Source organism: Streptomyces daqingensis (assembly GCF_014645895.1).
GTDB classification, from domain to species: Bacteria; Actinomycetota; Actinomycetes; order Streptomycetales; family Streptomycetaceae; genus Streptomyces; species Streptomyces daqingensis.
In genome coordinates, this window is record NZ_BMMP01000001.1 from 375,848 (window position 1) to 388,534 (window position 12,687).

9 protein-coding genes are annotated in these 12,687 nt (G+C 73.4%); 3 read left to right on the top strand and 6 right to left on the bottom strand.

Translation table 11 applies throughout. From position 1 onward, the window contains the following. Positions 1–54: 54 nt before the first annotated feature. The gene (locus tag IEY56_RS01680) at positions 55–1,059 is read right to left on the bottom strand and encodes an aldo/keto reductase (protein ID WP_308424103.1); all 1,005 of its coding nucleotides are present in this window, start codon (positions 1,057–1,059) and stop codon (positions 55–57) included. A 93-nt stretch (positions 1,060–1,152) separates the two neighbouring features. Continuing rightward, a complete protein-coding gene (locus IEY56_RS01685) occupies positions 1,153–2,127 on the bottom strand; it encodes an aldo/keto reductase (protein ID WP_189035216.1) in 975 nt (324 codons plus the stop codon). 107 nt (positions 2,128–2,234) lie between these two features. Here IEY56_RS01685 and IEY56_RS01690 point away from each other — a divergent pair, with 107 nt between their 5' ends. Together IEY56_RS01690 and IEY56_RS01695 are read left to right on the top strand one after the other, a co-directional pair. After that, positions 2,235–3,131, top strand: a complete 897-nt coding sequence (locus IEY56_RS01690; protein WP_189035217.1) for a LysR family transcriptional regulator — start codon at positions 2,235–2,237, stop codon at positions 3,129–3,131. 231 nt (positions 3,132–3,362) lie between these two features. Further along, positions 3,363–6,686 carry an amidohydrolase family protein gene (locus tag IEY56_RS01695; RefSeq protein ID WP_189035218.1) on the top strand — a complete coding sequence of 1,108 codons (3,324 nt, stop codon included), beginning with the start codon at positions 3,363–3,365 and terminating at the stop codon, positions 6,684–6,686. Positions 6,687–6,764: 78 nt separating this feature from the next. Here IEY56_RS01695 and IEY56_RS01700 read toward each other — a convergent pair whose 3' ends face one another. Next, entirely contained in the window at positions 6,765–7,943 is a 1,179-nt protein-coding gene (locus IEY56_RS01700; protein ID WP_189035219.1) for a Cmx/CmrA family chloramphenicol efflux MFS transporter, read from the bottom strand. Positions 7,944–8,279: 336 nt separating this feature from the next. Between IEY56_RS01700 and IEY56_RS01705 the strand changes: the two genes are divergently transcribed. Next, entirely contained in the window at positions 8,280–8,693 is a 414-nt protein-coding gene (locus IEY56_RS01705; protein WP_189035220.1) for an HIT family protein, read from the top strand. Positions 8,694–8,791: 98 nt separating this feature from the next. On the opposite strand, the gene IEY56_RS01710 is transcribed toward IEY56_RS01705, so the two are convergent. The 3 genes from IEY56_RS01710 to IEY56_RS01720 all read right to left on the bottom strand — a co-directional run bounded on the left by IEY56_RS01710 (position 8,792) and on the right by IEY56_RS01720 (position 12,585). Next, the gene (locus IEY56_RS01710) at positions 8,792–9,265 is read right to left on the bottom strand and encodes a GNAT family N-acetyltransferase (RefSeq protein ID WP_189035221.1); all 474 of its coding nucleotides are present in this window, start codon (positions 9,263–9,265) and stop codon (positions 8,792–8,794) included. A 117-nt stretch (positions 9,266–9,382) separates the two neighbouring features. Then, on the bottom strand, positions 9,383–11,155 hold the full coding sequence (locus IEY56_RS01715) for a bifunctional 3'-5' exonuclease/DNA polymerase (RefSeq protein ID WP_189035222.1): 1,773 nt from the start codon (positions 11,153–11,155) through the stop codon (positions 9,383–9,385). 137 nt (positions 11,156–11,292) lie between these two features. Then, on the bottom strand, positions 11,293–12,585 hold the full coding sequence (locus tag IEY56_RS01720; protein WP_229711459.1) for a glycoside hydrolase family 18 protein: 1,293 nt from the start codon (positions 12,583–12,585) through the stop codon (positions 11,293–11,295). Positions 12,586–12,687 lie beyond the last annotated feature (102 nt).

Below are 12,687 nucleotides of genomic sequence, written 5' to 3' on the forward strand. Positions count from 1 at the left end.
GGCAGAACGCGCCCGGTACCGGAAGCCCCGGTACCGGGCACGTCGCGCGCCGGGTCAGGTGAGGGCGGGCAGCCGCTCCAGCAAGCCGTCGATACGGGACAGTTCCGCGTCGGTGAAGTCGAGCCGCTCCGTGGCCGCCACGCTGTCCGCGAGCTGCTCCGGGCTGCTCGCGCCGACCAGCGCCGAGGTGACCCGTCCGCCGCGCAGCACCCACGCCAGCGCCATCTGGGCCAGGCTCTGCCCGCGCTCCCGCGCCAGGCCGTTCAGCTCCCGGAGCTGGGAGACCGTCTCCTCGGTGATCTGGCCCGTGCTGAGGAAGGGGCTCGACCCCGCGGCACGGGAGTCGGCCGGCACCCCGTCGAGGTAGCGCGCGGTGAGCAGCCCCTGGGCGAGCGGGGAGTAGACGATCGAACCCGCGCCGATGTCGTCGAGTGTCCCCAGCAGCTCCTCCTCGGGCCTGCGGTCCAGCATCGAGTACCGCGGCTGGTGGATGAGCAGCGGCGTACCCAGCTCCCGCAGGATCCGAGCTGCCTGACGCGTCTGCTCCGCCGTGTAGTTGGAGATGCCCGCGTAGAGGGCCTTGCCCTGCTGCACGGCCGTGTGGAGCGCCCCCATCGTCTCCTCGAGCGGGGTGTCGGGGTCCGGCCGGTGCGAGTAATAGACGTCGACGTAGTCGAGGCCCAGGCGCCCCAGGCTCTGGTCCAGGGAGGCCAGCAGGCTCTTGCGCGAGCCCCACTCCCCGTACGGTCCGGGCCACATCAGGTGCCCCGCCTTCGTGGAGACGAGGATCTCGTCGCGGTAGGGCCGCAGATCCTCGCGGAAGATGCGGCCGAACGCGGTCTCGGCGGCGCCGGGCGGCGGGCCGTAGTTGTTGGCGAGGTCGAAGTGGGTGACCCCCAGGTCGAACGCCCGGCGCACGATGGCGCGCTGGCGCTCCAGCGGCCGGTCGGTGCCGAAGTTGTGCCACAGGCCCAGCGAGATCGCGGGTAGGCGCAGCCCGCTGCGCCCGGTGCGGCGGTAGGGCATGGCGTCGTAGCGGCCTTCGTGTGCTCGGTACAAGGGTGATTTCTCCTCGGATGATTCCGGTCTCTGTCAGGTTCGTCTGTGTTGCGGTGTGCGTGCCCGGGGGCCCTGCTGCAGGGGGTCTGCCGCTCAGGCGATCCCTTCGGGGCTGGCGCCCCCGACCTGCACGCCGTCGGCCGCGATGCGCTCGATCTCCGCCAGCTCCTCACCGCTCAGCGCGATGCCGGCCGCAGCCGCGCTCGCCTCGATGTTGGCGCTGCTGCGCGCACCCACCAGCGCCACGTCCGCCCGGGCCAGAACCCACGCGATCGCGATCTGGCTGACGGTGTGGCCGCGCGCCTCCGCGAAAGCGGCGAGCCGGCGTACCACCTCCACGTTCCGGCGCAGCGCCTCGCCGGTGAAGGCCGTCGCCCGGCTGCGCCAGTCGCTCTCCTCGAAGCGCGTGGTCTCGTCGAAACGCCCGGTCAGCAGTCCGCTCGCCAGCGGGCTGTAGGCGAGTACGCCGTTGCCGTGCTCCTTCGCGTAGGGGAGGACCCCGTCCTCGATGCCCCTGCGGAAGAGGTGGTATGGCGGCTGGAGCGTCTCCACGGGCCGTACGGCGGAGAACTCCTCCATCTGCGCCACGTCGTAGTTGGACACCCCGACGTGGCGCAGCTTGCCCTCGTCGGCCATGTCCTGCAGCGCGCCCGCGGTCTCGGCGGCGGGAACCTCGGGGTCGGGCCAGTGGACCTGGTACAGGTCGATCGTCTCCACTCCCAGCGCCCGCAGGCTCTGCTCGACGCCCTCGCGCAGGAAGGCGGGCGAGGCGTCGCGGACTACACCGGACGTCGGCAGGGGGCGGATGCCGCCCTTGGTGGCGATCACGACGCTCTCCCGGTCCCGGATCAGGTCCTCGCGCAGCGCCTCGCCGAGCAGCCGTTCCGAGGCGCCGAAGCCGTAGGCCTGGGCCGTGTCGAAGAAGTTGACGCCCAGCTCGCGGGCGTGCCGGATGGCGCGCTTCGCGGCATCCTCGTCGAAGGAGCCCCATTCGCCGCCCAGCTGCCAGGTGCCGTACGCCACGCGGGAGACGGTCAGGCCGGTCGCTCCGAGTCGGGTGGTCTGCATGCGTGCGCTCCTCACGTGGCGGCGGTGGACTCCTCAAGCCTCACGCGCCCGCTGCCATCCGTCCAATAGAAGAAAGTGAACGGATTCAGCGCGTAGCCTTCTCAATCGTGGAACTACGGCACCTCGAGTACTTCGTCACCGTCGCGGAGGAGCGGCACTTCACACGCGCCGCCGAACTGCTGATGGTCTCCCAGTCGGGCCTGTCCGCCTCCGTGCGGGCGCTGGAGCGCGAGCTGGGGGCGAAGCTCTTCGTACGCACCACGCGCAGCGTCGAGTTGACCGAAGCGGGCCGGGCCCTGCTGGGCGAGGCCACCCGGACGCTCGCGAGCGTCCGGGCCGCCAGGGAGGCCGTCGCCTCCGTGCAGGGGCTGCTGCGGGGCACCCTCAGCGTGGGCACCGAGCAGTGCATCGCCGGGGTGCACGTGCCCGAGCTGCTGGCGCGCTTCCGCACGGAGCACCCCGGGGTGGAGATCCGGCTGCGGCAGACGGGTTCGGCACAGCTCGCGGAGGCCGTCGCCGCCGGGCGGCTCGACCTGGCGTTCGTAGCCCTGTGCGAGCCGCCCCCTCAGGGCGTACGGCTCCTCCCGCTGACCGAGGAGCCGCTGGTCCTGCTGTGCCATCCGGGGCACCCGCTGGCGTCCGGCGGGCAGGCGCGATGGGCGGACCTCAAGGGCGAAGCCCTCGTCGACTTCCAACTCGACTGGGGAGTACGCCAGTTGACGGAGAGGACGTTCGCGGCCGCGGGGGTGGAGCGGCAGGTGGCGCTGGAGGTCAACGACGTCCACAGCATGATCGAACTGGTGGAGCAGGGGCTCGGGGTGGCCGTCGTGCCGCGGCACTTCGCCCACAAGCCGCCGGCGTCCGGACTGCGGGCGGTGCGGCTGACGGACGGTCCGGCGCCGTCGTGGAAGGTCTCCGTCGCGCTGCCCGCCGGGGACGCGGCCAGCCCGGCGGCCCGGAAGCTCTGCGCCTACCTGGGGCTGGCGCCCGGCGCGGACGACTGACGACGCTGAGGTCGCGGGCGCCAGCAGGAACGAGCACGTTCGCGTACGGGAACGAGCCGCTCGCGCCGCGCAGTTCGGCCCGCCGCCCCGCGCGAAACCCCGTTCCCGCACCGGCATTGCGTTGTTGACCGGCTGGCGCCCCGGCCGTGAGGATCGATGGATTCGGCAGCGCCGGGGCGTCCGCGCCCGCCCGGCGCACCGCGTTTCGCTACACCGGTGCCGGGAGGACCGATGACCTCAGCAGACCCCGCCCCCGTTTCCACGGACGCCGCGGCACCGGATTTTCCCGGCCCCCGCGCCGGTCAGCACCCCCTTTCCCGTGCGGCCAGGCTCTCCCGGCGGCGCTTTCTGCAGGGCACGGCAGGGGCCGCCGCCACGGGCGCCGTCATGGCCGGCGGAGCGGGGACGGCAGTGGCCGCCGCACCCGGCGCTCCCGAGTCCGCCCCCTCGTCCAGGGTCACGCTCTCCTTCACCGCGGCCACCAACGGGGCCGCGACGCTCGCGCCGGGCGGGGACAGGCTCGTCGCCGAGGTCCAGAACGTCCTGTGGTCCGTGCCCCGGCGGGGCGGCGGCCGCGCCGTACCGCTCACGGAGCCCGAACTCGAGCCGACGCGGCCCCAGTTCTCCCCGGACGGCCGCCGACTCGTCGTCTGCGCCTACCGGGGCGGCGGCTTCCACCTGTGGACCATGCGGGCCGACGGCTCCGGGCTGCGCCAGCGCACCGACGGCCCGTGGGACGACCGCGGACCCGCGTGGTCCCCCGACGGCACCCGGATCGCCTTCTCCTCCGAGCGCGGCGGCGACACGGTCACCGGAAGTCCCTACCGCATCTGGGTGATCGACGTCCGTACGGGCGAACTGACCCGCCTGACAGGGCTGCCGGGGCAGGACGGCCCCGAACAGGACGGAGCCTGGGAGGACTTCGACCCCACATGGTCCCCGGACGGCGAGCGGGTGCTGTTCGTACGGGCGATCCCCGTGGAAGGCGAGGAGGGCCCGGTGCTGCAGGCCCGCACGATCGCCTCCGTCCAGGCCGACGGCGAGAGCGCGGTGCGCACCGAGTACACGGAGAAGAGCGAAGCGGACGTCATGACCCCGGCCGTCTCGCCGGACGGACGCCTCGCCCACCTCCGCACCACCGCGGCTCCCTCCGGATCCTGCACCCTCGTCGTGGACGGTGAACCGCTGGACGCCGGCGGCGAGGTGCTGCCCGTGCCCCCGCGCTGGGCCGGCTCCGGCGCGCTGCTGCTCACCGTCGACGGGCAGTTCAGCATCGTGCGCACCGAGGACCCCGGCGGAACCGAACGCATTCCCTTCACCGCCGCGGCGTCCGTGGACCGGCCCCGGTACCGCGTCAAGGACTACGACTTCGACGCCGGCGGCGGCAGCCGCGCCGTACGGTCGCTGCACCTGCCCGCTCTCTCGCCCGACGGCCGCCGGGTGGCCTTCGCTGCTCTCAACGCCCTGTGGGTCGCGGAGACTTCGGTCGGCAGACGGCCCCGAAAGGTCCTGCAGGCCACCGCCACGCGCTACCCGCTCGCCCCCACCTGGACGCCCGACGGCAGCGGCCTCGTCTACTCCGACGACCGGGACGGGCTGTTCGCCGTCTACAGGCGCGACCTGCGCTCCGGGAAGGACGAACTCCTCTCCCGCGGCGGACGCGTCTTCCCCGTCCTCTCCCCGGACGGCACGAAGCTCGCCTGCCTGGACATGGTGGGCAACCTGATCGTGCGGGACCTGCCCGCCGGGACCGAGAAGGTCCTCGCCGAACCGCTCGGAGCCGCCGGGCTTCCCGGCAGGCCGAGCTGGGCGCCGGACGGCCGCCACATCGCGCTGTGCGACCGCAACCGTCTCAATCAGCGCTTCCGCGAGGGCTACAACCTGATCCGCGTCGTGTCCGCCGAAAGCGGCGGCGACCGGCTGTACCCCGTCGCGCCGCACACCTCGCTCTCCGACCGCTACGACAGCGGTCCCGTCTGGTCGCCCGACGGCCGCCACCTGGCGCTCGTCAGCGAGTCCGCGCTGTGGCTGCTGCCGGTACGCCCCGACGGCACACCCGACGGGAAACCCCGGCGGCTGACCGACGAGAGCGCCGACCACCCCTCCTGGTCGGGGGATTCGCGCACCGTCCTCTACTTGTCCGCCGGCAGGCTGCGCAGCGTCGACGTGCGTACGGGCGAGGCACGCACCGTCCCGGTGAAGCTGCACCACCGGCGTCCGCGCGCCCGCGACACGGTCGTCCACGCGGGGCGGCTCTGGGACGGCACGGGAGAGACGGTCCGCGAGGACGTCGACATCCTGGTGCGGGGCGGCCGCGTCCGCGCCGTGGCCCCGCACCGGGCCGGCCGCGCGGCCGCCCGCCGCATCGACGCCGCCGGGTACACCGTCCTGCCGGGCCTGTGGGACTCCCACACCCACCCCTGGCAGAGCACGTACGGCGGGCGGCAGACGGCCACGCAGCTCGCGTTCGGCATCACGACCGCCGTCGCCCTCGGCGGTTTCGCCTACGAGCAGGCCCGCATCCGCGAGGCAGTGGCCCACGGCAGCCTCGCGGGGCCGCGGCTCCTGGCCACCGGGGAGCTGCTCGACGGCCCCCGCGTCGCCTACAGCATGGGGCGTGCGCACCGCACCCGGGAGGGACTGCGCCGTTCGCTGGAGCGGGCCGAAGGCCTCGACTGGGACTTCGTGAAGACCTACGTACGGGCGCCGGGCTGGATCATGGCGCAGGCGGCGGAGTTCGCACACGAGCGGCTGGGAGTACGGGCGGGCAGCCATCTGTGCACTCCCGGGGTGCAGCTGGGCGGGGACGTCACGACGCATCTGCAGGCCACGCAGCGTCTGGAGTTCGGCCGCGCGACCACCGCGACGGGACGGGCGTTCGGCGACGTCGAGGAGATCTACACCGCCGACGGAGCCCGCTTCCACCTCATCGCCACTCCCTTCGCGGCCATCCCCCTGGTGGGCTCGGACCCGGCGCTCGCGGACGACCCGCGGGTGACCCGGATGATGCCTCCGTGGGACACCGCCGCCGTAGAGGACCTTGCCGCGCAGCCGCCCACGGACGCCCAACTGACCGCACTGCGGCGGGAGACGGACATATACCGGCGAGTGCTGGACGCAGGCGGACTCATCGCCCTCGGCACCGACCAGCCGCTCGTGCCCGTCGGTCTGCACCTCCACATCGCGCTGCGCGCACTCCACAGGGGAGGCATGTCGCCGGCCGAGGCGCTGCGCACGGCGACGGTGATGCCCGCGCGCGTCTTCGGCGCCGAGGGCGACCTGGGAACCGTCGAGGAGGGCAAGCTGGCCGACCTCACCCTCGTCGACGGCGACCCCTTCACGGACTTCGACGAGCTTGTGCGCACGGCCGCCGTCGTCCGGGGCGGCGAGCTGTTCGAGCAGACCGCCCTCCTCGACGCCTTCCCCGAACCGGCCGGTGGGGGAGGGGCGGCCGTACGCGAGGACACCGACGGTGACCGTGGCGCCGTGACGCTCGACTGGCGGAAGGTCAGCAGGCAGCTGCGCAAGGAAGGGTGCTGCGACGCGGGCGTGTGAAGCAGGGGCGGCGCGCGGGGAGCGACGCTCGGCGCCCCCGCCCGCGTCTCTCGATGCCCAAAGGGGCGTTCCCGTGCGTCACTGGCGCACCTCGGCGCTCGGGCCGGCCTCGACCACGGTGCGGAAGGGGCACGCGATGAGCAGCGCGGCGGCGACGAGCGCTCCGCTTGCCCACAGCGGCCCGAGGTTCCCGACCGCGGTACCGAGGGTGGCCGCGGCGATGAGGGGTCCGGCGGCGGCGCCGATGTTGAGAGCCGCGGTCGCATACGAGCCGGCCATGGTGGGGGCTCCGCCCGCCTCGTAGAGGACGCGGGTGATCAGGGTGCTGCCCAGCGCGAACGACAGCGCGCCCTGCACGAACACGAGGGCGAACAGCGCGACCGGCTGGTGGGCCAGCAGGGCCAGGGCCGGCCAGCCGAGGAGCAGCAACGGACCACCGGCTGCGATGACCAGACCCGGACGCTGGTCGGACAACCGGCCGGCGACGGTGACGCCGGTGAACGAACCGGCACCGAAGAGCACCAGCGCGACAGAGATCCACAACTCGTCGAGCCCGGCGGTGCCCGTCACTACGGGGGCGAGGAAGGTGAAGCTTGCGAACGTCGCCGCGTTCACCAGCGCGCCGAGCAGCATCACCAGCATCAGCCGCGGCCGGGTGAGCTGGGCGAGCTCTGCTCGCAGGGCCGGCCCGCCAGTCGCCTCCGCCGTCAGCCGATTCGTGGGAATCCCTTTCAGGATGCCGAGAGCCGCGGGCAGGCAGAGAGCGGCGACGGTCCAGAAGGTGGCCCGCCAGCCGAACAACGTGCCGAGTACCGCCCCGCCAGGGACACCGGCGACCGTGGCCGTCGTCGTACCGGAGAGCAGCACGGCCAGCGCACGTCCCTTCCTGCCGGGCGGGACCAGCGCGGCGGCAGCCGTCAGGGCGACGGCGAGGAACCCGGCGTTCGCGAGCGCGGCGACGACCCGGGTGGCCAACAGGACTGGGAAGCTCGTGGTGAGGGCGCCCACGACGTGGGCTGCCGCGAAAGCGAGGACGAATCCGAAAAGGCTGGAGCGCCTGGGCCAGGTGCGGGCGAGCGCGGCCACCAGGGGGGCGCCGACGATCATGCCGATCGCGAACGCCGAGGTGAGCGTGCCTGCTGTCCCGACGGCGACGCCGAGCTCCGAGGCGATGTCCGGCAACAGGCCGGCGAGCATGAACTCCGAGGTGCCCATGGCGAATACCGCGAGGGCAAGCAGGTACAGCGGGAGAGGCATCGAGTGGCTCCGGGGTGAGGAGAGGCACGAGAAAGGTCATCTCGTCACCGCGGCCAGCCCCAGGCACACGCGTCCCACCGCGGAGTGCGGCGCGACGGCAGGGCTACGAACTCAGGGGTTCAGGGGGCTGACGGCGTGACCGAAAGCCCCCACCTCGTCCGACTCAGGACTCGACATGGCCCGCAAGCTACCCGACCGACGCCCGCCGAGGCACCTCGGTTTCACCGGCACCGGTCCCTGCCACCGAAGTCATGTCCCACGACGACCAGCGGCGTGGCCCGTGGATACCGGCCGTCCTGCTCCGCTGCCTTGCCGCCGGGCTGATTGACTGGACGGGTGGACTGCATCTTCTGCGAGATCGCCGACGGCCGGCGCCCGGCCCACCGCGTCTTCGAGGACGAGGACGTGGTGGCCTTCCTCGACGCCAGACCCCTCTTCCCGGGGCACACACTCGTGGTGCCGCGGCGCCATCACGAGACGCTGACGGACCTCCCGGCGGAGAGGGTGGGCGGCTTCTTCGCACGGGTGCAGCGGATCGCCGGCGCCGTCGAGTCCGGCATGGCGGCGGCGGGCTCCTTCGTCGCCGCGAACAACAAGGTCAGCCAGTCCGTGCCGCACTTCCACGTGCACGTCGTGCCCCGCAACCGCAAGGACGGGCTGCGTGGCTTCTTCTGGCCGCGCAGCCGCTACGCCGACGACGCCGAGGCCGAAGCGGTCGCCGGCCGGCTGCGCTCCGAGCTGGAGCGCTGACCGCGGACGCCGGAGCGGACCCTCGCCCGGCTGCCCGGGCGGGTCTGCGCGCGCCCGTACGGGGCGGACGCGCTCACAGCCTCAGGCACCGAACGTGCTCACAGCCTCAGGCACAGCGACGGATCCCGGTGCGCGGTGAAGCCGAGCGACCGGTAGAGCGGTTCGCCGTCGCGTGACGCGTACAGGTCCACCCGGGCGGTCTCGCACTCCCGGAACCAGCCGAGCAGGCCGCACATGATGGCGCGGCTGTGACCGCGCCGCCGGTACGCGGGGTCCGTCACGACGCCCAGCACCTGCCCCGCCAGACCGTTGGGCAGATGGGGGCCGGGCAGCCGCTGCTGGACGGTTCCGATACCGCAGGCGGCCAGGCCCCGGTCGCCGTCCACCACGAGGACCCGCGTGGACTCGGCTGTCAGCTGCTCCTTCAGCACCGCCGTCAGGGCGTCCCGCCAGCCGGCGTCTCCGGACGTGCGGCCGGAGCCGTCCTCGTCCAGCTCCGCGAACAACAGCGCCCGCAGACGCACGAGTTCGGGGATGTCGCCGTGGGCCGCGCGCCGCACCTGTGATGTCATGTAATGACTCTACAGCCATTGAGACACTTACTTCGGTCTTTTCGGCCGTGACAGCGCACCTCGCCGCACCTGCGGCCGGCGACGCCGCCGAGGGCCGCCTGAGTCGGGCGCCTGCGTTCACTTCGCGTCCGCGTAGCACTCCACGACGGCGGTGGTGAAGGGGAATCGGACCGGCGTCTCCCCGAAGGCGGCGCTTCCGGCGCGCTCCGCGGCAGCCGCGATCGCTTCCCGGACCTCCTCCGCCTCCGCCGCCGGGCAGTGCACGATCACCTCGTCGTGCTGGAAGAAGACCAACTCCGCCCGCGATCCGGCCAGTTCCTGGCGCAGCGCGGCCAGCATGAGCACCGCCCAGTCCGCCGCGCTGCCCTGCACGACGAAGTTCCGCGTGAACCGCCCGCGCGCGCGGGCCGCCGCCGTCCCCGCTCCCGGAGGCCCGGACTCGGCCTCCCCGTCCTCTCCCGCCTCCGTACCTGCCCCGTCCTCGGCGGCCGCGGATCCGGCCGGAGGGCAGGTGCGCCCCAGATACGTGCGGACCAGGCGGCCCTCCTCGCCCGCGCGTGCCGCCTCGTCGACGTACGCGACCGCGCGGGGGAAGCGCCGCCGCAGCGCGGCGAGGTTCCTCAGCCCGTCCCCGCTGGTCTGGCCGTACACCGCGCCGAGCAGCGCCAGTTTGGCCTGGGCGCGGTCCCCGGAGAAGCCGTGCCGCGAGAGCGTCGTGTACAGGTCCTGGCTGCTGCCGGCCACCGCCATGAGCCCCGGATCACGCGATACGGCGGCGAGCACGCGCGGCTCCATCTGGTCGGCGTCGGCGACGACGAGGCGCCAGCCGGGGTCCGCGACCACAGCCCGCCGCACCACTTTCGGGATCTGGAGCGCGCCGCCCCCGTTGGTCGTCCAGCGGCCGGAGGCCGCGCCGCTGGGGACGTACTCGGCGTGGAAACGCCCGTCGCGCACCCAGGACCGCAGCCACGACCAGCCGTGCGCGGTGTAGAGCCGGTAGAGCTTCTTGTAACGCAACAGCGGCTCCACGGCGGGATGTTCGACGTCGCGCAGCTCCCACGCCCTGGTCGAGGAGAGCTTGACGCCGGCACGCGCGAAGGCGCGCAGCACATCGGCGGGCAGGTCGGGCCGTACCCGCACGCCCGGCCCGAAAGCCCGCGAGACCTCCTCCTCCAGCTCCGCCAGCCGACGGGGGAGGCCGCGGCCCCCGTAGCGCTCGCCGAGCAGTTCCTCCAGCAGTTCGCGGTGCACGTCCGCGCGCCAGGGGACTCCTGCCCGGCCCATCTCGGCCGCGACCAGCGTCCCCGCCGACTCGCCCGCCAGCAACAGCCGCATCCGTTCGGGGTGTTCAGCCGCCGACGTCCGTTCCAGCTGCCCCGAGTACACCTCCAGCAGCGCCGTCATCGCGTCGACGCCCTCCGGCAGCGGAAGGACCCCCGCTTCGAACAGCGACGGTTCCGGGTCCGCCTCCCGCGAAGCGGGCGGAGGGTCCGGAGGCACGGGCTGCCCGTGAAGCCGGGCCCACGCGGCAGGCAGCGAACGGGGCGCTCCCGCCCGTCCTTCGTGCCCGAGCAGCAGCGCCTCCGCCGACTCCACGTCGTAACACCGCTCGACGCGCACACCGGCGTCCAGCAACCGCGGGTAGAGCGAGGCCGTGGACCGCCACACCCAGCGGCCCACCCCGGGCACGGACCGTACGGCCGCGGCCGGCGAAGTCTCCGAGCGCACGGTTCCGGCCGCCCGGCCGTCACCGTCGAGCGGGCAGACCAGGACGGAGCCGTCGGCGCGCTCGGCGAGCGCCCAGCGGGACGGCCCGGCCGGGGCGGCACCGCCTCCGCACGGGACCGGCCGCGGGCGCGGGGCGGCCGCGCTCTCTTGGTCGGCAGGCATGCCGGGAGTCTCGCAGCCGCCACTGACACTCCCGTGCTCCACGAGCGCGTGACGCGCCTGTGCGCCCCGCCGCGGGGGTGGGGCGCACAGGGGAGAGGAGGAGCCGCGGCGGCCGGCCTGCGGCCGCCGCACCGCCGTCAGCGCACGGCCTTGATCAGCTCTCCTTCCGCCGTGTCCCCGCTCAGCTCCCATACGAAGGAGCCGCCGAGCCCCTTCTCCCGCGCCCAGTCCGTCTTGCTCCCGATGGTCTCCGGGGTGTCGTAGCTCCACCACTGGTCGCCGCAGTGCGCGTACGCGGTTCCGGCGACGGTGCCGGTCGACGGGCAGCGGTCCTTGAGCACCTTGTAGTCCTCGATGCCCTGCTCGTACGTTCCGGGCGCCGCACCGGTGGCGCTGCCGCCCGGTTCGGCCTGGCTCACGCCGCTCCAGCCGCGTCCGTAGAAGCCGAGCCCGAGCAGGAGCTTGCCGGCGGGCACGCCCATGCCGGTGAGCTTCTCGACGGTCGAGGCGGCGTCGAAGCCGTCCTTGGGGATGCCCTCGTACGCGGTCAGCGGCGAATGCGGCGCGGTGGGGCCCTGGGCGTCCCAGGCGCCGAAGTAGTCGTAGGTCATGGGCAGATACCAGTCGACGTGCTGGGCGGCGCCCGCGTAGTCGGCGGCCTCCAGCTTGCCGCCGTCGGACGCGTCCGCCGTGATCGCCGCCGTGACGAGCCTGTCGCCGCCGAACTCCTCGCGCAGTGCGCTCATCAGCTCGGTGAAGGCCTGAGGCCCGCTCTCGTCACACGTCAGACCGCACGCGTTGGGGTACTCCCAGTCGATGTCGATGCCGTCGAACAGCCCTTCCCAGCGCGGGTCGTCGAGCAGCTGACGGCAGGAGGCGGCGAACGCCCCGGGGTTCTTCGCGGCCTCGGCGAAGCCGCCGGACCAGGTCCAGCCGCCGAAGGACCACAGCACCTTCAAGTGCGGGTGCTTGGCCTTGAGTTTGAGCAGCTGGTTGAAGTTGCCGCGCAGCGGCTGGTCCCAGGCGTCGGCCTTGCCGTCGACGCTCTGGTCGGCGGTGTAGGCCTTCTCGTAGTCGGCGAACGCGTCGCCGACGGTGCACTTCCCGCCCTGGACGTTGCCGAACGCGTAGTTGATGTGGGTCAGTTCGGCGGCGGAGCCGGACGTGTCGATGTTCTTCACGTGGTAATTCCGCTGGTAGACGTCCCAGTTGGCGAAGTAGCCCACCAACGTCCCCTCGGCAGCGGGTCGTTGGGCTTTCTGGCCGGCAGCCGGGGAGGTGGGCGCGGGAGCGGCGGCGGCCGCTCCCGCCCCGCCGGCGGAGAGCGTGGCCGCCATGAGGAGCGCGCAGCATCCGGCGAGGAGCCCGCCGAGGCGGCGCCGGACCGGGCGTGTGCGTCTGCGACGGGTCGGTGCGAAGAGGCCTGTCATGTTTCTCCCTCGCGGAGGTCGGTCGGTCCCGCCTCGAGCCGCAGCGGTGGAACGGAAGGGGCGGAACGGCACGGAGGCGGAGCCGGGACGGGAAACGGAACA